The organism is Archangium minus (assembly GCF_044360475.1).
In the GTDB taxonomy this organism is placed as follows: domain Bacteria; phylum Myxococcota; class Myxococcia; order Myxococcales; family Myxococcaceae; genus Archangium; species Archangium minus.
The window spans coordinates 778,570-798,202 of record NZ_CP043494.1 but is presented as its reverse complement, the minus strand read 5'-3'; the positions used below and the strand labels follow the sequence as shown (position 1 = coordinate 798,202).

The window sequence follows — 19,633 nt, the reverse complement described above, 5'->3', positions numbered from 1 at the left end:
CTAGGCCCCCGAGCGCTTCGTCATGTCGAAGAGGGCTCGCGCCTGGGGGCCGAGGAAGCCATCAAAGCCGGCCGAGCGCTGGGCAATCTCAAAGTACGCATAGGGCCAGTCGCGCGTGCGTCCGTCCTTCAGCCGAAGGGTGACGGGAGCAGCGCGGGTGGCCGTCTGGCGCAGGGGGCTGCCCGGCTCGCCCTCGATGTCTGCCTTCATGGGGACACCGGCCTCGCGCATGCGCCGCTGCCACACCTCCACGTCGTCCACGCAGCCGGTGAAGTGGTTCACCTTGCGGCTAAAGGCGAGCAGCCACGCGCCGTACTGAGACTCCTTCTCCAGGGCGAGCAGCGCCGGCTCATCCGGCGGCGGAGGAGCGGAGAACCAGTCGGCGAGCGCCTCGAGGGCGTCGGGGGCGGGAGGGTCCGCTGGCAGCGCGGAGAGGATGCGCTGGGCCTCGGCAGAGAGCTTGTCGGCGTGGAGCTCGGAGATGAAGACGCGGGGCAGCCCCTCCGGGTGAGCCATGTAGATGGCGGAGAGGTGCGTATCGGGGAAGGTGTACTGGCCCGCGGGCTTCCAGCCGAAGCGCTCGAAGACGCGCGAGAAGAGCGAGATGCCCCCACCGGGCCGAGCGAGGGAGCGAAGCGCGATGTGGTCATTGCGGAAAGCGCCGCCGGAGAGCTGGGCGAAGGTGCGCGCGTAGGGCACCTCCGCGGCATAGCGTTCCCACAACAGGTCCAGGAGTCGGGTGGCGTCAGGGCTCATGACGCGCAGTCATAGCGGAAGCCGACCCTACTTCCCGCGCCGCTGCGCGAAGAGCCAGGTGCTCACGGCCTTGTCGAGGTACACCGTGTCGAAGATGTCATGGCCCAGGCCGGGCAGCTCGGTGTAGCGCACCGCGTTACCCCCTCCGCTCTTGAGCTGCTCCAGGAGGGCGCGGCTCTCGGAGACGGGGACCACGGAGTCGGCCTCTCCGTGCCACATCCACAGGGGAAGGCCCTTGAGCTTGTCCAACCCGGGGCGGTCCGTGTAGCGCCCGGAGACGGCCACCACAGCGGCGAAGCGCTCCGGGTAGCGCGCCGCAAGCTGCACCACGCCCCGAGCCCCCATGGACTGGCCCGCCAGGTACACCCGCTTCCTGTCCCCGCCGTACTCCGTGAGGGTGCGCTCCAGCGCCTCCAGCGCGAAGTCAGCCACCTCCCCGCTCCACTCCCGATCTGGCGGACACTGGGGCAGCACCAGCACGGCCGGGTAGCGCTCCGGGTGCACGCGAGCCGCCTCCGCCAGGCTCTGGGTCCTCGGCCGATGCCCGTCCTTGCCGCGCGCGTTCGCGTCGTGCAGCGCCAGGATGACCGGCCAGGAGGCCCCTGGGCGATACCCCGGCGGCAGGTACACCGAATACGGGTACGTCTCGCCGCGCACGGTGAGAGACTTCGCCACAAACGTGCCGGCATTCCCGCCCGGGGCCGCGGGCTCACCCGCGTCGGGCGTCCCCGCCAACAACCACGCCACCAGCACCAGCGTCACCGAACCCATGGGTCTCCTCGTGTACCCGCACAGGTTCTGTCGCGGGATAGGGGAAAGCCCTGAAACCTACCCCTGAGCAAGAGGAGACGGGACGCACCGCACGCGGACCAGGCGCTCAAGGGTTGCGTTTCCATCACCCGGCGCTTGCATCTGACCGCATAGGTGGGAAACTGCGGCTGCGCGCGTCCTCGGGATTCGACCTTGGAGGGGTTTTGTCTCCCGAGGACGCGCGCAGTCTTCCGCAACCGAATTCGCGCCGCGGACTACCTTGGAGGGGTTCCCCCGCGTGCGCGTCATCCGGTATTCCGGGCGCACATACGGTAAAAGCGGGGTCAAAGGCTAGTCCCTGGCTCACAAAGCCATTAGCGCGACTTCATCGCGCCCATTAGCCTTGCTGATTCCTCCCGGGTGATGCCATCAGCCTACAGCATGGAAGGCTGTGTGCCTACCAGTTTGTGGAGCGGACTTCCCATTCTGCGAGAGCCCGTAAAATCTCCAATTATATCGGGAAGTTAGCGTCGTCCGGACATCATCCGCCCGATGGCGAGCAGCACAATGGCGCCGACAATGGCACCAATGAAACCGCTGGGCTGCAGCACGCGCCAGTTACCGCCCCGGAGTATCGAGGCGATGAAGCCGCCCATGAAGGACCCGGCAATGCCCAGCAGGGTCGTGGCGATGAGGCCCAGGCCCTGCCGGCCGGGCATAACGGCGCGGGCAATCAGCCCCGCCAGGAAACCGAAGATGATCCATCCACACAGGCCCATCGCGCCCTCCTCCAGTGTTTCGCGCTGAGGTGAAGCCCCAGTCTGCATGAACTACGTGCTGGGGCGAACATCATTGCTCCTGAGCTCTCGAGCTCCCGAACCGCAAACGTTTGGAGAGTGGGCGCTGTGAAACCGTTCACACCTTTGGCGTGAAGCCGTTCGTTCTCCCAGGCCCGAGAACCATGATCCTCTCGGCCCTTGGAAGTTCAGGGAACGCAGCCATGTCAAACCCCTTCATTGGCGAGATCCGCATGTTCGCCGGCAGCTTCGAGCCCCGAGGTTGGGCGCTGTGCGATGGCCGGCTCTTGTCCATCTCGCGCCACTCGGCCCTCTTCTCCGTCCTGGGTACCGCCTATGGAGGCGACGGCATGACCACCTTCGCGCTACCGGACCTGCGCGAGCGCGTGCCGTTCTCCTCCGGACCGGGCGCGGCGCTCCACTACATCATCGCGCTCGAAGGAGCCTTCCCCTCTCGGGGTTGAGGGCGAACGGGCTCGCGTCAGGAGCCGCTCAGAACCGCGGATCGACGACCTCGGGATGCTGACGGACGTAGTCGATGGCTCTCGCGCGGTCGAAGCCGCCGCTGTCGACGAGGAACTGCACAGTCACCTGCCCCAGCGAGGTGTAGGGCAAGTAGGCATCGGCGAACTCGCCGCCCCTCGCGTCCATGTACCGGACCGAGTCCTCGATTTCCTGCACGACGGTGGGCATCGCCAGCTCGAAGGCGCGGCGCAGCGCCGGGTCGCTGGAGGTGCAGTAGGTATCGGCCTCGAACTTCTTGAAGATGCGGGCGTTGCGCATCTGGAAGAGGCGCGTCGGGTTGTCATCGACGATGACGACGCGGCGCAGCTGCTCATCGAAGACCCGCAGGTCCTTGGACGGCTCGCGCACGGGATTGCCCCTCCTCGGGTCGGCAACACCCTCGGACTTCTCCTGCAGGACGAGGTGGCTGTTGGTGAGGATGCCAGCGATCGCGGGGTGCTCGGAGAGGGAGACGCCGTTGAGCTTCCAGTGCGCGAGGTTCTCGAGGGTGAGCGTATCCACGTTGGCGGAGAAGAGCACGACGACGCCATTGAGCGCCTGGATGCGCTCGAAGGCCTGCTGCCAACCCGGGACGAGCTTCAGGTACCGCACGCCCTTCTGGAGCGGAATCGCCACGTCGTAGCAGCCCTCGCCCACCTGGGGCGGGTAGTACTGATCAAAGAGGGTCTCATCGAGATCGAAGACGACGATGAAGCGGGCCTTGGCGAGCTTCTCGGGCTGGAGCCGGCTCTCGAAGCTGCCTCGGCGGACGCGCTCGAGGGAGGCAGTGAACGCGGCCATCGGCTCGGGAGCGGGCTGGGCGCGGACCTGGTCCCGGTAGAGGTTCTGCAGCTCGACGGCCTGGGCTCGGGAGAGCTGGAAGCACGTCATCAGGCGGCTGATGTTGAAGAAGCGGCGCGCCTCTTTGTTGTCGTTCGGGCCCGCGTACTTGTCGACCCAGTCGGGCAGCGCCGGGATGGTGAGCGCATCGAGCCCGGCGCAAGACGGGTTGCCGGGAGTGGACGTGGCGGAAGAGCCCGTCGCACAGCCGAGGACCGGCGCGATGAGCAGAACGAGCAACACGAGGCGGGACATAGGGTCTCCGGAGTCGAAAGTGACGGACTTGTCCAACAGTCGGACAAGTTGGGGAAAAATCAGGTCCGGCCGGAGGCCACCGCGAGCAAGCTGGCCTCCACACCGGCGAGCAGCTCGTCCAGCGCGGCATCCGGGATGTTGAGCGCAGGGGCGATGTACACCGTGTCCCCCATGGGGCGCAGGTACAGCCCACGCCGCCGCGCCGCCTCGTACACGCGCCATCCTCCGCTCGCCAGGTAGCCGCCGCTGCCAAGGTCCACCGCGCCCACCATGCCGAGGGCCCTCGGCCGCGTGACGCCGGGAATCGTGCTGGCCATGCGCTCGAAGGCGGCCTTCACCTTCGGCGCCTTGCGAGCGACCTGTCCCAGCACGTCCTCGTCCCGGTACACCGCGAGCACCTCGCGCGCCACCGCCGCGCCCAGCGGGTTCCCACAGTACGAGTGCCCGTAATACAGCGCCCGCTCGCGTCCCCCGCCAAAGCCTGAGAACACCCGCTCGGTGGCCAGCGTGGCCGCGAAGGGCATCAACCCTCCGGACAGCGCCTTCGCCAGACACAGCAGGTCCGGCACCACGCCGGCCAGGTCACACGCGAAGCGAGCTCCCGTGCGCCCCATTCCGGTGAAGACCTCATCGGCGATGAGGAAGGTGTCCACCGCCCGGGTGGCCTCGCGCACGGCCCGGACGAAGGCGGGTGCGTACATCTGCATGCCCGCAGCGCCCTGGATAAGGGGCTCGAGGATGACGGCGGCGATCTCGTCCGGATGCTCGCGCAGCGTGGCCTCGACCCGGGCGAAGGCGTGCTCCCAGCCCGCCGGCTCCGCGGGGGATGGCACGTGCACCACGTCGAAGAGCAGCGGCCCGAAGACGTCGCGGAACACCTCCACCCCGCCCACGCTGGTGGCGCCAATCGTCTCGCCGTGGAAGGCCCCCGAGAGCGTGATGAAGCGGGTGCGCCGAGGGCGGCCATTCTGCGCCCAGTACTGCGCCGCCATCTTGATGGCGACCTCCACAGCGGTGCTCCCGTTGTCCGAGTAGAAGACGCGCGAGAGCCCCGGAGCCAGCGCGACCAGCTCTTGGGCCAGACGGGCAGCCGGCTCGTGTGTCACGCCGGCGAGCGAGGTATGCGGTAAGGAGCCAGCCTGCTCGGTCAGCGCGCGCACCAGCCTCGGGTGCCGATGTCCCAGCGTGGACACCCACCACGAGCCGTTGGCGTCCAGATAGCGCGTCCCATCCGCGTCGTAGAGGTACGGGCCCTCGGCGCGCACCACCACCAGTGGGTCCGTCTTCGCGATGTACTCGTCCATCGCGGTGTACGGGTGCCACACGTGTCGCTTGTCCAACGTGACGATGTCCGCGCGCTCCATGCCGCTCACTCCTCCGATGCGCGGCCCTCCCTACCACGCGGCCCGCCCTCGCGCTCCAGGAGTTCCCACTCCCCCCTCGGACTCGTCACCAGATGTGGCCCGAGCCGTGACATGCTGGGCGCCATGAGCAAGCGACTGAGCAGCAAGCCCCCTTCCCTCTCGCTGATGCGCCCCGCGCTCCTGTCGATGGCCCTGGCCCTGTCCGCCTGCCCGGACAAGCAGGAGAAGGCGCCTTCCGCCCCCAGCGCGGCCACCGTCTTCAAGGACGCCCCCGCGCCCCAGGCTCCTCCCGCGCCCGCCGAGGGCACACCCACGGCTCCGCAGGGAGGTCAGCAGCAACCCCCGGCCGACACCGCCCGGACGCCGGAGCAGCTCTTCTCCAGCCTGGGCTGCCGGGCCTGCCACGGACCTGGCACCGCCTTCGCTCCCGTCCTCGCCAACTCTCGCAGCAAACCGGCGGAGGTGGTCGCCATGTGGATCCTCGACCCCCAGAAGGTCCGCCCCGGCACGATGATGCCGAGCTTCGCCGGCCGCATGTCCACGAGCGAGGCGCTCGCGCTCGCCAATTGGATCAAGGCGGGCAACCCGGCTCCCGCCAACACCCCGTAAGCGCCGGCTCAGTCCTGACGGACCGGCTCTGAGGGAACCCCACCGCCGAGGGGTAACTCCAGGGTGAAGCACGCGCCCCGCCCTCGGCCCTCGCTGGCCGCGAACAGACTCCCCCCCATCTCCTGGGCGGCATTGGCCGCCCAGTGCAGGCCGTAGCCCAGGCTCCCCGAGCGCGTGGTGAATCCGTATCGGAAGATGCGCTCCAGGTCTTCCGCGGCAATCCCCCCGCCGTTGTCCCGGACCATGAGGAGAAAACGCCCCGGCGAGCTGGGACGTGCCTCGATGCGGATGCACTTGTCGGCCTGCTCCGCCTCCACCAGGGCTTGCTTCGCGTTGCTGATGAGGTTGACCAGGATGTGCAGCATCTTGTGACGCTCGAGCGACGCCACGGGCAGTCGCGCCATGTCGCGCTCGATGCGCACCCGGTGTCGAGTCAGGGAAGACTGCTGCATGCGCAGCGCGTCCTCGACCAGTTCATCCACATCCACCTGCTCCACGAGCCGTGGACCGTGGGCGTACACCTGCTGCGCGTGGATTGTCGCACCGATCTGCTCGAGGTTGGTCTTCATTGACCGCAGCTGCACGAGCATCTGATCGGCGTCCTCCCGCAGCTTATCGCTCAGCTTGTCGAGGTACTCGGGGAGCATCCGCCCCCGGGAATCCTTCTCGAGGAACCCGGCGCAGTCTTCCTTCTTATCCGCCAGCAGACAGGCGCTCTTCTTCAATTGCTCCACGGGCAGGCGGGTCACGTCTCGGACCAGGCTCTCCGTGGTGACCACGAGCGAGTTGAGGGAGTTGCCAATGTTGTGCAACACCCCGCTGGCAATCTCCGCCATGCCCGCGCGGTGCGCCACCTCGACGATCTGCTTGTGTGCCGCCTCCAGCGCGCGCGTGCGCTCCTGGACGCGCTGCTCCAGGCCCCCATAGAGCGCCGCGTTCTCCAGCGAGAGCGCGATCTGCGAGGCGAGGAGCGTGAGGATCTGCAGGTGCCTGGAGGTGAAGACCCCCGCGGCCAGGTTGTTCTCGAGGTAGACGACGATGAGCAGTCGGCCCTGGTGGAAGATGGGGAGCGACAGGACAGAGCGCGGAGCATGCCGATGGACATAGGGGTCATCGGCCAGGGAGTCATCGCGCGACAGGTCCTGCAACACGAGGGGCTGCTGCGTCCGGATGGAGCGACGGATGACCGCGGCGGGCACGAGCTCGGCGTCGGCGGGCGTGTCGCTCGCGTGGCGGCGGGTCTCCCCCGTGAGGGCAGTGTGCTCCATGACCACGGAGAGGTGCTGCCGCTCCTCGCGGAGGAGGACACACCGCTGGGCGCCGGCGTTCTCGCAGAGGATGACCACCACCCGCTCCAGCAACCGGTCCAGGTTCATCTCCGAGAAGAACACCCGTGAGGCCGCCAGGACGCTCTGGAGGTCGAGCAAGGCGAGGTCGGTCCGGGCCTCCTCCGGTGCTCGCGCCTCGGGCTCTCCGGCCGGACGCGCGGACAGGCCCTGCTCGGCGTAGCGGACGGAGAGGTGACGCAGCATGGCGTGCGCGCCCCAGCGCGTATGGGCGTCATACGCCTCGTGCAGGTGGGGCCGCGCGCGGTACTCCATTCCCCACTCGAGGAAGAAGCGGGCGGTCAGCTCGTGGGCGAGGGCCTCGTCATGGGGATGCTCGTGCTCCCGGGCGAACGCGATGGCTCGATCATAGTGCTCGAGCGCCTCGGCCCGTGCACCTCGCACCCGGCAGCGCTCGGCCTCCACGAGGTGGTACGGGTGGAGGAAGTTCATGGGAGCCGACCGGGCCCAGCGATCCATCCGCCGTTGGTTCGCGGCAATCCGCTCCAGCGTCGCGCTCCGCTCCACCTCACCGAGCTCGGGCAGGAGGGCGAGCCGCGCCAGGGAGTCGAAGAAGAAGTAGCGCGGAACCAGAAGCTGGGCCGCCACCGCCGGCAGGTACTTCTCCGCCGCGTCGGCACTCTCCACCGCCAGCCGGTACTGCCCGAAGAGATAGGCCAGCATCAGCTTGTTGACGTACGCGATGCAGCTCGCGGTGCCATCGTCGTCCGCCACGTAGCGCGGAAGCAGCTCGTCTTCGTTCCAGGCTCGCCCCACCAGGCGCCACGGCGTCTCCCCTTCCCCCGAGAGGTTGAGCACGGCCTGCTGGTACACCGCGTACTGACGGAGGGTCACGCGACGGTGGTGGTGCTCGAGCACCTTCCGGTACTCGTCCATCTCCTCGACGAGCGGGCCGAGCGGCCGCCCCAGCATGAACGAATGGTGGCAGTAGAAGTCCGCCGCCCACCCCATGAACTCGAGGTCTCCCGTCTCGAGCCCGCTGGCGTACGCATCCAGCAGGGGCTTCAAGCTCTCGCGCACGTGGCGCTTCCAATGGAGCGTCTTCACGTTGACCACGTAGAGGGTCTTCGCGCGGTGCTCCCGGACGTTGAAGCGCTCGAGGATCCTCAGCGCCAGTTGACCGGCCTGGTATCCCGCATCGAGCTCGTCGAGCATCCCGCAGAGGACGAGCCCGTACATCGCGAAGGTCGGGGCCGTGATGGGCGCCACGCCATGCCGGGCGGTCAGCACGATCGTCCGGAAGATGAGGAGTTGCAGCAGCGCGGGCTTCGTCTGGTATGCGGGCGGCGCCAGCAGGGTCAGGATGCGCACCGCCGCGAGGCACCTGGCATCCGTCATCTCCGGCAGGGAGATGAGCTGCTCCAGCGAGCCGTCCCCCACCACGGCCCGGACCGCCTCGCGCTCCTGCTCGATGACCTCGAGCCGGGGAGCCGCCGGGAACTCCTCCCCCAACTCCCTCAGCACGTGGAGTCCGGTCTCGAGCGCGAAGGCGAGCCGCTCCTGGGCGATGGCCGTCTGGATGCGGATTTCGTAGGCCCGCACCCGCTCCAGCACCGTGCGCGCATGGGCCAGCACCGCGTCCACCAGCTCGTCCTGCCGCGCGAAATGCTTGCCGAGCCACGCCGCGCTCGCCGCCTCTTCGTGGAGGGCGAGCGTCAGCTCATAGTGGGTCCGCCAGCTCTCCGGCTCCAGGAGCGACAAGCCCATCTCCAGGTACTCCCGGGCCACGTCATACGCGTTCGACGCCAGGGCCCTCCTGCCAGCCCGCAGATTCGCCTGCGCGAGCTCGCGGCGCTCCTCCACCTCCACCAGCAGCCCCCGGGCGACATTCAGGTGGTTCACGATGTCGAACAGGTGCTCCTCCCGCTCTTGCACGGAGGACGTTTCGAGCAGGCGCCTGCCTATCTGGAGATGGGTCCGCTGCCTGTCCGACTCCGGGATGAGCGAATGGGCTGCCTGCTGCACCCGGTCGTGCAGGAACCGGTAGCGCACCGACAGGGGCTCCATGCCGGTGTCCTCGAGGCCCACCGGGTCCTGGTAGAACTTGTAGACTTGCGAGGTGGGGAGGATCAGCCCCTCCTGCAGCGCGCACCACAGCGCCGCCGCCGTCTCCGCCTCCGAGCCCCCGTACACCCGTGAGAGCGTCGCCAGCTCGAACCGATTGCCGATGCACGCGGCGAGCTCGAGCACCTTCCGGGTCTCCTCGGGCAGACGCAGGAGCTGACCAGCCATGAACTCCACCACGTCCGAGGACAGCGACTGGTCCCGCACCTGCGCCAGATCGCACTGCCACATGTGCGCCGAGGCGTCGTAGCTCACGAGACCCCGCTGAAAGAGGACCTTCAGGTACTGGGAGGTGAAGAAGGGATTGCCCCGGGTCTTCTGATAGACGAGCCCGGTCAGCGGCCGGGCCCGCTCCGGCGGACACGAGAGCGTCTCCGCCACGAGCTCGTTCACCACCTCCTCCGGGAGCGGCGCCAGCATCATCGAGCGGACCGCCACTCCGGCGTCGCGGATCTCCTCCAGCGTCAGCATGAGGGGATGGGCCGGGGTCACCTCGTTGTCCCGGTACGCGCAAATCAGCAGCAGCCGCGCGGAGCCCAGCTCCGTGGCCAGCAGGTGCAGCATCTTCAGCGAGGCCGAGTCCGCCCATTGCAGGTCGTCGAGGAAGATGACGAGCGGATGCTCCTGCGTCGCGAACGCGCGCAACAGCCGGAGGAAGAGCCGGTTGAAGCGCTGCTGCGCGGCGGCGGGCTCGAGCTCCGTCACCTGGGGCTGGGGTCCAATGAGGCCCTCCAGCTCCGGCAGCATGTCGATCAGCACCTGCCCTTCCCTGCCCAGGGCCAGCTGGAGCTGCTGCCTCCAGGTCTCGAGCCGCTCGCCGCTCTCCGCCTGGAGCTGCCGCATCAGGCTGGAGAGCGCCTGCACCAGGGCCGAGTACGGAATGCTCCGCCCGAGCTGGTCGAACTTGCCCGAGACGAAGAAGCCCTTGGCGCGGACGACGGGCCTGTGGATTTCATGAATCACGGCCGTCTTGCCAATGCCCGAGAAGCCCGCCACCAGCAGCAGCTCCATCCTCCCCTGGCACACCCGCTCGAACGCGTTCAGCAGTGTCCGGACCTCCTCCTGGCGGCCGTAGAGCTTCTCTGGAAGGTGGAACCGGTCAGAGACGTCGCGCCGGGCCAGCTCGAAGGCGGGGACGGACCCCTGCTCCCGCAGGGCCTCAAGGCACGTGCGGAGATCATGCCGGAGCCCGAATGCGCTCGCGTAGCGATCCTCGGCGGCCTTGGCCATCAACTTGAGCACGATGCGCTCGACCATCTCGGGGATGGCGGGCTCGAGCTCGCGCGGCGGGCGCGGTGGACGCGCGATGTGGCAATGGGCGAGCTCCAGCGGATCCGTGCTCTGGAACGGGAGACGGCCCGTGAGCAGCTCGTAGAGCGTCACGCCGAGCGAGTAGAAGTCCGTGCGGTAATCGATGCCCCGGTTCATCCGCCCGGTCTGCTCGGGAGACATATAGGCCAGCGTTCCCTCGAACAGCGTCAGGTCCTCGAGCGTCTGGGTCTCCCGTGGCAGCCGCGAGGCGATGCTGAAGTTCGACAGCAGGATGTCGCGCGTCTCGGGATGGATGACGATGTTGGAGGGCTTGAGATCCTTGTGGATGACCCGGCGCTGGTAGAGCCCCTCCAGCGTCTCCGCCAGCGAGATGCCAACCTCGAGCACCTGGGGCACGGTGAGCGGATGGGCCGCGTGGTACTCGTTCAGCGGAACATAGCCGCGATCCGCCGTGATGATGGCGAAGCCGTTGTGACAGCGCTCGAAGGCCAGCGGCGCAACGACTCCCGGGAGCCGGAGATCGCGGATGAGCGCGTAGTGATTGCGGAGCTGGAGCAGCTCGGAGAACGAGGGCCGCTCCGCGCGCAGGAGCCGGATGATGACAGGGAGCCCGTCTCGCATCCGGTGTCCCCGATAGAGCAGGAACCGGGACCCCATCTGAAACAGCGCGCCCACCTGGTATCCGGGAACGGAGGGGAGGAGCGCCGGGGACGTTGCGACATCAGACGAAGACGGCGTCATGAAAGAATTCTCTATTGAACATGCTCGGTACGGCCATCCCATTCATGACTCCCTGGATGCCATCCATACGCCCAGCACCTCGGCCCCCCGCTTGCCGTGAAGACGCCGACCCGCACAGGGAGAGAGGAAGCAAACACGGGGAGGCAGGTTGCGCGGCGAGCATCCGAAACTCTCGTTAAGAAGGTACCCCGTGGCCGCTCACCTCCGCCTCCGCATTCTCGAGTCCATCACCGACGTCCCCGCCGCCGAGTGGGACGCCCTCACCGGACCCAATGCCCCTCCCTTCATCCTCCATGCATGGCTCTCCGCCATGGAGGAGAGCGGCAGCGCCCGTCTCGAAACGGGTTGGGAGCCCCACCACCTGACGCTGTGGCGCGGGAAGAAGCTCGTCGCCGCCTCGCCGGCCTACCGCAAGCACCACAGCATGGGCGAGTACATCTACGACTTCTCCTGGGCCAGTGCCGCTGAGCGGCTCGGCGTCGAGTACTACCCCAAGCTCGTCGTCGGCGCCCCGCTCTCCCCCGCCACCAGCCCGCGCTTCCTCATCGCCGAAGGTGAGGACGTCCCAGCCCTCCGGCTCGCGCTCATCCAGGCCGCCGTTGAGAGCGCCCGCGAGGGGGGCTGCTCCTCTGTCCACTTCCTCTACCCCCGCGAGGACGAGGCGGAGCTGCTCGAGGAGCAGGGGCTCGCGCGCCGCATCACCCTGCAGTTCCACTGGAAGAACCCGGGCTATCGCGGCTACGACGACTACCTGGCCCGCTTCGACTCCAAGCGCCGCTCGCAGCTCAAGCGCGAGCGTGCCGCCGCCGCCAACCAGGGCATCACCATCCGCACGGTGCGCGGCCAGGAGCTGGGCCCCGAGCACGCCCGGCGCGCCTATGGCTTCTACGAGGCCACGTGCGCGAGCCGGGGTCCGTGGGGTCAGGTGCAGCTCACGGAAGACTTCTTCCTGCGCGCCTTCCGCGCGCTGCCGGACAAGGTGGAGTTGGTTCAGGCCGAGCGCGGGGGCAAGGTCATCGCCGGGGCCTTCAACCTCGTCACGCCCGAGCGCCTCTATGGCCGCTACTGGGGGTGCGTCGAGGAGCACCCCTTCCTGCACTTCCACGTGTGCCTGTACCACTCGGTGGACGAGTGCATCCAGGCGGGCCGCAAGGTGTTCGAGCCCGGCGCGGGCGGCGAGCACAAGATTGCCCGCGGCTTCGAGCCCACCGCGGTGCACAGCGCGCACCTCCTCTTCGACAAGACGCTCGACAAGGCGGTGCGCGACTTCCTACGCCGCGAGCACGCGCACCTGCAGCCCGCGGTCGAGCAGGCCGCGGAGCTCGCCGGTCTCAAGCCGTGGCCCCTGCAGGGCCGCGCCACCGGTTAGCGAACCTCCAGAGGCTGGAACACCACCCCATCCAGCTCCAGCCGCCGCACCGCCTCCACCATCCGCTCGCTGGCGATGATGAGGGCGGACCAGTCGGCCAGCCGGAACACGTCCAGCTCCTCGGGCAGTGAGGCGGCGGCGAGGATGGAAGGTTCCGGGAGGCTGAAGCCCTCGGTGCGGCCACACGTGGAGCACGGGGGGGCGAGGTCCCGCGGCAGGCAGTCAGGGTGGAACCGGCCGCTCAGCTCGAGTTGCAGGTCCAGCAGGTCCGGATGGTTCTTCTGCCGGAAGCGCACGTTCATCGGACAACCCTGAAGGCCACGCACCCCGGCCGCATGCAGCTTCTCCAGCGCCTCGCGACGCACGTAGAGCGACCAGGGGTTCTGCATGAAGAGCTGACCGAAGTACCCCGAGGCCGTTCCCGTCAGCGGGCCGAACTTCGTTCCTGTCTTCAGCACGGCCCCCGGAGGGGCCCATGGACGCACCAGCTCACAGAGCCGGACGAACTCCTCGTACGGCACGGGCCAGGGGTCGGACAGCTTCTTCTGCTCCTCGGCTGGCAGATGCGAGAGGTCCACGCAGGGGTACTGCGCCGCCGTACCGCCTCCGTGGAGACCACAAATGGGGCAAGGCTCGCTACCAGGCAGCCCCCACTTGTGCGCGGCGTTCAAGTTGCCCGTGTAACGCGGCGCCACGTCCTCCCTGATACGATAAAACTTCATGGCGTCCTCTTCGCCGCGCCCGGTCCTCACGGAGCGAACATCTGGGGCCCGGGTGAAACGAGCGCATGGCCGTAGGGACACCCGACCAGCAACAACACGCCGAGGGACGACCACAGCAGGAGCGAGACCCGAAGGAACCTTGGCATGGGGGCCGACACTCTAACTCCAGCCAGCTACGAGGGTCGCGGCCCGAGCAGGTATCCTCCTGAAGATGAGCGACACACCCCTCGAGACCATACCGGACGTGCTCCTCATCACGGGCATCATGGCGGCGGGAAAATCCACGGTCGCCCAGGCTCTGGCCGAGCGCTTGCCGAGGAGCGTCCATGTGCGCGGTGACATCTTCCGGCGAATGATCGTCGGGGGGCGAGAGGACATGACGCCGGAGGCTTCTCCCGAGGCGCAGAGGCAACTCACCTTCCGCTACGAGCTCGCGGCCACTGTCGCGGACGAGTATGCGAAGGCGGGATTCAAAGTCATCTACCAGGATCTGCTTCTCGGCACCCATCTCGAGAAGGCGGTGAACCGGCTTCGCGCCTGGCGGCCCGGCGTGGTCGTCCTCTGCCCGTCTCCCTCGGTCGCCGCCGCACGCGATGAGGCCCGCCCCAAGACAGGTTACGGAGCATGGAGCGCTGAAGCCTTCGACCGTCTCTTTCGAGCCGAGACACCTCGGCTCGGCCTCTGGGTGGACAACTCAGGGCTGACGATCGATGAGACGGTCGACTTCATCCTCGACCGTCTGGACCAGGTACGAAACGGACTCCCGCGACCCGCTCAGTAGCGCACGTCCAGGCTCGGCAGCAGCAGCCGCGCCTCGTCCAGCTCGTGCAGCGACTGTCCCAGGTCCAGGTGCACCACCACATGGCCATGCTCGGACAGGTACGTCACTGGCGCCTCGAAGCGCAGCGGCGCCACCCGCGTGTCGATAACTCCGCCTCCTGCGGCCTCCTCGTAGCCACCGAAGTCGTCGAACTCCACCTCCACCTGGACCCGGTCCAACCCCTCGGGCACCTGGAAGAAACCGAGCAGGTACGCCTGCTCCGGGTGCGTGAGGTCCATCGGGAAGCGAGACTTGAGGCTCACCGGGAGCGCCTGCCCGTTCACCGTGGTGACGGAGACGCGGCGCACCTGCACGAGCGCCGAAGCGTAACCGGGGTTGTTCACCCCCTTGAGACGCAGCGCGTATTGCTTACCCTGCGCTTCCGCGGGTTGCTCTGGACTCGGCTCCGAGACATCCCGCGTCCGGGAATCCCCTCCGCAACCCGCGAGCACGAGGACGGCCGCTCCCATCACCGACAGCATCAGCTTCTTCATGGCGTGTAATCTCCTGGAAGGCGTGTGAAGGAAACGGCGCTACGGACGGCGGGGCTCCGTCGGGTCCGCGGCGATACTGGCGGCGTGTGCCGGCGTGGCCCGCCCCGCGTCGAAGCCTCCGGGCAGCGGCTCACGCGAGCCCGCCTCATTGTGGCGCCTCAGCTCCTTGGCGAGCCGCTCCAGGCCCTCGTCTCCCGAGCCGCCGCGCAGCGTGCGCAGAGCCTCATCCAGCGCTCGGCTCCGCTTCGCGCTGGCACCAAAGAGGCGCTCGTTGCAGGTGGACACCAGCGCCTCACGCGCCAGCTCGAAACGCCGCGAGTCATCCTCGCTCCGCACCCCACCGTTGCGGTCCAGGCCGGGGCTGGCCCACAGCAGGCCCAGCGCCTGCTCCAGCGACTGCACCTGCGCCACGCCAAGGTCGAGGGGCCCCGACCCCAGGCACTGCTGAAGCGCCTGCTCGTGCACCTTGAAGAAGCCCGCGTTGCGCGAGAGGTCCGGCTTCACGGGGGTCGGCTCCACGCAGTCGGGGTCATCCGGCGGGCAGGCCATCTCGCAATCCACGAAGGGCTCACAGCAGGTGACGCGCGCGGCGCACTGCGTCTCGCCCAGCGGCCACTTCACCTGGAACGCGCTGTCGAAGTGCTCATCCACCCGGCCATCACTGGCCGCCAGCGCCTGGCAGGCCTCGGGCTTCTCCAGCTTCAGCTCGAAGAAGGCATCGCGCGCCCCGAACACCTCCACCGCCATGGGCGTGGCGAACGGCGAGCCAACGCCGTAGGGCGCCAGCAGCGGGTCCTCGACGTGCTGCGCCACAGACTCCGACGTCGGGTGGACATTGCGCAGCTTGTAGTGGAAGCGCAGCGTGGCCGGAAACTTCGTCACCCGAGGCGCCGAGCCCGGTATCTGCGACTCGCCCTTCACCTGGATGCGCTTTTCACAGATGAACTCATGGGCCCGCGCCGTCCCCGCCACTCCCAGCACTGCGGCCATGGCCGCCAACTTCCAACCCCTCTGCATGTCGCTCCTCCATGTGTGGACCCGAGCGCCCTGGCTGCTCGTCGCGCCGTTCCCCTTCACGACCCATACCGGGCGCTCGGGAACCCACTTCGTCCACCGGCGGCCACATCGTGGGTACACCGTGCGACAGGGATGCCTGCCTGCCTGCCCTGGGGTGGGAAAAAGCGCGGAATCGAGTGGGAAAGCGGTTACCCACCGTGGGACCTGACGTTCCCTGCGAATGGAAAGTGAATCGCGGGGAAACAACCCTTAAAGTCCCCTTCGCTATGAAAGCGCCTGAGACGGACGAGGCCTTCTGCCAGTGGTACGAGGACTGCTGGGCGGATCGGGACGAGGTGGAGTACCCCAAGCTCTTCGGGGCTATCAGCGAAGAGGTCTACACGCTGGAGCAGAGCGGTGCGTTGGAGGCCTGGCTGGAGAGTGATCTGGCCGAGGTGCAGGAGTTGGATCCCAACTGGGGAGGAATGGGCGTGCGCGTGGCGCCGCCGAGCCCCGAGTACCCCTACTGGACGTATGTGACGAGCGGGCTGTCCAACCCCATCACGTTGGCCCCGGGACAGGAGTTCGACTCGAACGAACCAAGTGGCCTGGGCTACGAGATGGTCATCCACACGCCCGAGGAGGCGCAGTGGCCGGTGCTCCGGCTGCTGGACATGATGGCCTACAACCTGGTGTGCATGCGGGCCTTCGCCATGGGCCACCGCTACCCGGTGGAGGGAACGCTGACGGGCGGTGAGTCGAAGCTCAACGGCTTCGTCTTCGTGACGGACCCCTCGCGCCCCACGCACTTCCAGCTCGAGTCGGGCAAGGTGCAGCTGCTCACGCTGGTGGGCGTGACGAAGAACGAGATGGCCTTCTCACGCTCCAACGGCATGGACCGGCTGATGAAGAAGCTGGTGGACGCGGGCCACGGCTACATCACCCACCCGGGTCGTGAGCAGGTGCAGCTGTAGCCCCTGACGTTCCCTACCCACCCCAGCCCCCTCTCCTGTCGCCGGGAGAGGGGCAGGAGTCGAGCAGCGATGTCAGGGAGTCTTCTCCCTCAACAATCGCTCGAGGTCTGGAACAGGGCGGAAATAGAAGGCTCGCCCTATTTGCGTCTTCTGTAAGTAGCCCGCCTTCTCCAAATCGAGCAGATCCTGGCGGGCGGTCTGGTAGACGACGCCGTGCTCGCGGCGGTAGGGCTCGATGGCGTACTGCGCGCCGGGGTGGCGAAGTGCATGGGCCAAGAGCGCCCGCTGGCGATGATTGAAGTTCTTGCCAGCCCGCATGAGCACATCCACCTCCTGCAGTTCCTTGCTCTTGCGGTCGAGATACGCGTAGAGGTCCTGCGTTGCCCGCCGGATGACCTCCAATTGGTGCAGGAGGAAGTAGGTGAGGTCGCTTCTATCTGTCTCGGTGTACAGGAATGCACGCCCGTACTGAGCGGGTGCTTTCTGGATGATCCGGGAGATCGAGAGGAACTCCGCGAGCCAGTAGCCTTGCCGGATCATGCTCCAATAGAAGAGTGCACGCGCGGTACGGCCATTGCCATCGACGAAGGGATGGTCATAGGCGAGCGCGAAGTGGAGCACGATCGCGCGAACGACGGGGTGTATGAAGGCATCTCCGGCGCTCTCATTCGCGAAGGCACAGAGCGCTTCGATTCGCGAAGGAAGCTCGCTCGCGTCTGGAGGAACGTGGAGGACCTTTCCATCGCTGATGTCATGCACCGTGATGGGCTCATCCGGACGCCGCAGCCGTCCCTCCTCTCCAGGATCCAAAGTGTCTTCGGTGATGACCTTGTGCAGTTCAAGGAGGAAAGCCGCGGATAGAGGCTCCTGAGCATTCTTGCGAAGCAACTCCATTGCCTGGAAGTTGTTGAAGATCATCCGCTCATCTTTCGTTCGCGGTTTCCGCCCCTGGAGAAGCATGTCCTTCGCAACACGGCGGGTTGTCGAAGCTCCCTCCAGTTGGCTGGAGGTAATTGCCTCCTCCATGAGAGAGCGGATGATGTAGCGGTCTCGAACCTCCTTGTTGGCCAACCGCGGATCGGCCGTCTCGAGCCGTCCACCCATCTCGCGGTCGATTTGGTGCAATGCGAGGAGGAGGCCGTCAGTCCGCGCGAAATGGAACTTGCGCCCTGTGTTGTCAGTGAGGGGTAACTCGGTCCTGACGACATTCCGGGCCAGGCAGATGCCGACCCACCACTCTTCGGACGTCAGTCCCTCTGGAGGTGGGCGCCGTCGAAGCTCGTCCCAATGAAGGTACTGACCTTCGACCTCCGGCTTGATTCCCCTCGAGAACAAACGCAGGAGCTCTCCCCCACCCTTGAGGACGGCATCTAGGACCGCGTCGGGGTCAGGAGGGGTCGAGGGAATCCGCACAGAACCTCCGAACTACTAATTTAGTAGCTATTAGTAGCAGGATGGTACTGCTGAGGAGCGCTACCGCCAAGAAAGACTGCTACTAAGTTGGTCCTAGTTAGTAGGTCCTTAGTAGGATTGCCCCGCTAAGGTCGGACAGGCAGACGAGGAAGTTGAGCGACAGCAGCCACGTGTTCGTGGCGCTTCAGGGAGCTGTCTCCGCCAGGTTCTTGGCGGCGACGTACACCTCGTGAACTCCCGAGCCCCACGGGTCGCCTGAACTCCGCGCTTCCTCGAGCCGGCGAATGAGGCTGCGCAGCAGTGAGCCCCAATCGGATGGCCTTTCCCGATTCAGGCGCGCGAGCTCTTCGGCGAAGCGCAAGTCACGAGCGAACGCCTCATCCTCTGGATGCCGCTCGCAGACCCCGCGGAAGTAGCGAACCAGCTTCTCCGTGTACTCAACTGTGGCCCAGGACATGGGCAGCTCCTTCGTTGCTCCGCAAGCTCAAGAGAACGAGCTACCCATCAGGCCCGAGCACAAAGGAGGTGCCGCGCGATCGCGTGGACCCTCTCACCCCACGCGGCCGTAGACGCCGCCACGGATGTCCACGCCGAGGCCCCACTCGCGGCCAGCGATGTCCACCTGAGGCCCGAGCGGCAGCGAGTGGCTCGACCACGTCTGCCCGCCGTCCTCGCTCACATGGAGCGCCGGATCCGCCCCCTTGGAGGGGTCCGCGCCACGGGTGAGCAGGCGCAGCACGCCCTCGGAGGCCACCAGGCGCAGCGGCTCACGGCCCGCCGGCAGCGGCTCCAGCCAGCGCACCTCGGAGCCCTGGCGCTCGCCCACCCGGGCCTGTCCCTGCACCACGGCGGCCACGAAGGCCCCGTCCACGTCCACCACGCGCGCCGCGCCCACGTCCACCTGGCTCCACGTGGCACCCCCGTCCGTACTGACGGAGAGCCCCTTGCCCAACAGGGCCACGCCGCCCTCCACCCGCCGCAGCCGCTCGGTGTGGGGGTTGCGCTCGCCTTCCAGCTCCAGCTCCGTCCACGTGGCGCCACCGTCCGCGGTGCGACCCAGGAACCAGGCGCCCAGCACCCAGACTTCCTGATCGCTCACAGCGAGCACCTGACCGAGGCTCGGCGCGTCCACCGGCCCGCGCGTCTGCCACTCGCGGCCCCCGTCCGAGGACACCAGCAGGTGGTAGTCCGAGCCCGAGCCCGAGGGCTTCAACGTGGCGCCGATGGCCACGCCCACCGCCCTGTGGCAGTCCATGGCCTGAATCCAGCCGGGGCCTTCCCAGGTCCGCGTCACGGCTCCGGCGGCGACGCGGTACACCTGGGCCCGGCGGCCCTTCATCCGCTCCAGGAGGCTGACACCAGGCGGCTCCGACGCCGCGCCGATGAGCCCGAAGCCCTCGGGGCTCGCGGCCACCGCTCCGACCCTCAAACCCTCGGACAGCTCTCCCAGCCTCTCCCAGTCTTTCTCCGGCACGCGTCAACCTCGGGATTTCGAATGCGGGGGGGAAGATGCCAGCCCGCCCGCGACCTGGGAAGCGACAGGTGTG

Annotated in this window: 17 protein-coding genes; 5 read left to right on the top strand and 12 right to left on the bottom strand. The window is 67.5% G+C overall.

Translation table 11 applies throughout. The features are described 5' to 3' along the window. The 3 genes from F0U60_RS03365 to F0U60_RS03355 form a co-directional block, all read right to left on the bottom strand. The gene (locus tag F0U60_RS03365) at window positions 1–756 is read right to left on the bottom strand and encodes a DUF1338 domain-containing protein (protein ID WP_395813869.1); all 756 of its coding nucleotides are present in this window, start codon (window positions 754–756) and stop codon (window positions 1–3) included. Between the two features lie 27 nt (window positions 757–783). After that, complete coding sequence (locus F0U60_RS03360) at window positions 784–1,527, bottom strand: alpha/beta hydrolase-fold protein (protein WP_395813867.1); 744 nt, start codon at window positions 1,525–1,527, stop codon at window positions 784–786. Window positions 1,528–2,030: 503 nt separating this feature from the next. Then, window positions 2,031–2,285 (bottom strand): GlsB/YeaQ/YmgE family stress response membrane protein, encoded by a 255-nt coding sequence (locus F0U60_RS03355; protein ID WP_395825943.1) that lies wholly within the window; start codon window positions 2,283–2,285, stop codon window positions 2,031–2,033. A 221-nt stretch (window positions 2,286–2,506) separates the two neighbouring features. Here F0U60_RS03355 and F0U60_RS03350 point away from each other — a divergent pair, with 221 nt between their 5' ends. After that, window positions 2,507–2,767, top strand: coding sequence for a phage tail protein (locus F0U60_RS03350; RefSeq protein WP_395813865.1), 261 nt, complete (start codon window positions 2,507–2,509; stop codon window positions 2,765–2,767). A 28-nt stretch (window positions 2,768–2,795) separates the two neighbouring features. Here F0U60_RS03350 and F0U60_RS03345 read toward each other — a convergent pair whose 3' ends face one another. Together F0U60_RS03345 and bioA are read right to left on the bottom strand one after the other, a co-directional pair. After that, a complete protein-coding gene (locus F0U60_RS03345; protein ID WP_395813863.1) occupies window positions 2,796–3,902 on the bottom strand; it encodes an NIF family HAD-type phosphatase in 1,107 nt (368 codons plus the stop codon). A 59-nt stretch (window positions 3,903–3,961) separates the two neighbouring features. After that, window positions 3,962–5,266, bottom strand: coding sequence for an adenosylmethionine--8-amino-7-oxononanoate transaminase (gene bioA / locus F0U60_RS03340; RefSeq protein ID WP_395813861.1), 1,305 nt, complete (start codon window positions 5,264–5,266; stop codon window positions 3,962–3,964). A 123-nt stretch (window positions 5,267–5,389) separates the two neighbouring features. On the opposite strand from bioA, the gene F0U60_RS03335 reads away from it, so the two are divergent. Further along, entirely contained in the window at window positions 5,390–5,875 is a 486-nt protein-coding gene (locus tag F0U60_RS03335; RefSeq protein ID WP_395813859.1) for a c-type cytochrome, read from the top strand. A gap of 8 nt (window positions 5,876–5,883) precedes the next feature. Here F0U60_RS03335 and F0U60_RS03330 read toward each other — a convergent pair whose 3' ends face one another. After that, entirely contained in the window at window positions 5,884–11,214 is a 5,331-nt protein-coding gene (locus tag F0U60_RS03330) for an AAA family ATPase (protein WP_395813856.1), read from the bottom strand. Window positions 11,215–11,488: 274 nt separating this feature from the next. Here F0U60_RS03330 and F0U60_RS03325 point away from each other — a divergent pair, with 274 nt between their 5' ends. Beyond that, window positions 11,489–12,667 (top strand): GNAT family N-acetyltransferase, encoded by a 1,179-nt coding sequence (locus tag F0U60_RS03325; protein ID WP_395813854.1) that lies wholly within the window; start codon window positions 11,489–11,491, stop codon window positions 12,665–12,667. On the opposite strand, the gene F0U60_RS03320 is transcribed toward F0U60_RS03325, so the two are convergent. Further along, the gene (locus tag F0U60_RS03320) at window positions 12,664–13,389 is read right to left on the bottom strand and encodes a double-CXXCG motif protein (RefSeq protein ID WP_395813852.1); all 726 of its coding nucleotides are present in this window, start codon (window positions 13,387–13,389) and stop codon (window positions 12,664–12,666) included. The genes F0U60_RS03325 and F0U60_RS03320 overlap by 4 nt on opposite strands. Window positions 13,390–13,600: 211 nt before the next feature. Here F0U60_RS03320 and F0U60_RS03315 point away from each other — a divergent pair, with 211 nt between their 5' ends. After that, complete coding sequence (locus F0U60_RS03315) at window positions 13,601–14,170, top strand: AAA family ATPase (protein WP_395813850.1); 570 nt, start codon at window positions 13,601–13,603, stop codon at window positions 14,168–14,170. Here F0U60_RS03315 and F0U60_RS03310 read toward each other — a convergent pair. Together F0U60_RS03310 and F0U60_RS03305 are read right to left on the bottom strand one after the other, a co-directional pair. After that, the gene (locus F0U60_RS03310; RefSeq protein WP_395813848.1) at window positions 14,164–14,703 is read right to left on the bottom strand and encodes a hypothetical protein; all 540 of its coding nucleotides are present in this window, start codon (window positions 14,701–14,703) and stop codon (window positions 14,164–14,166) included. The two genes, F0U60_RS03315 and F0U60_RS03310, sit on opposite strands and share 7 nt — an antisense overlap. A gap of 39 nt (window positions 14,704–14,742) precedes the next feature. After that, window positions 14,743–15,720 carry a hypothetical protein gene (locus tag F0U60_RS03305; protein WP_395813846.1) on the bottom strand — a complete coding sequence of 326 codons (978 nt, stop codon included), beginning with the start codon at window positions 15,718–15,720 and terminating at the stop codon, window positions 14,743–14,745. A 266-nt stretch (window positions 15,721–15,986) separates the two neighbouring features. On the opposite strand from F0U60_RS03305, the gene F0U60_RS03300 reads away from it, so the two are divergent. Further along, complete coding sequence (locus tag F0U60_RS03300) at window positions 15,987–16,673, top strand: suppressor of fused domain protein (RefSeq protein WP_395813844.1); 687 nt, start codon at window positions 15,987–15,989, stop codon at window positions 16,671–16,673. Window positions 16,674–16,745: 72 nt separating this feature from the next. On the opposite strand, the gene F0U60_RS03295 is transcribed toward F0U60_RS03300, so the two are convergent. The 3 genes from F0U60_RS03295 to F0U60_RS03285 all read right to left on the bottom strand — a co-directional run bounded on the left by F0U60_RS03295 (window position 16,746) and on the right by F0U60_RS03285 (window position 19,560). Beyond that, a complete protein-coding gene (locus tag F0U60_RS03295) occupies window positions 16,746–17,591 on the bottom strand; it encodes a Fic family protein (protein WP_395813842.1) in 846 nt (281 codons plus the stop codon). A 679-nt stretch (window positions 17,592–18,270) separates the two neighbouring features. After that, window positions 18,271–18,543 (bottom strand): hypothetical protein, encoded by a 273-nt coding sequence (locus F0U60_RS03290; RefSeq protein ID WP_395813840.1) that lies wholly within the window; start codon window positions 18,541–18,543, stop codon window positions 18,271–18,273. Between the two features lie 93 nt (window positions 18,544–18,636). Then, window positions 18,637–19,560, bottom strand: coding sequence for a WD40/YVTN/BNR-like repeat-containing protein (locus F0U60_RS03285; RefSeq protein WP_395813838.1), 924 nt, complete (start codon window positions 19,558–19,560; stop codon window positions 18,637–18,639). Between the last annotated feature and the right edge of the window lie 73 nt (window positions 19,561–19,633).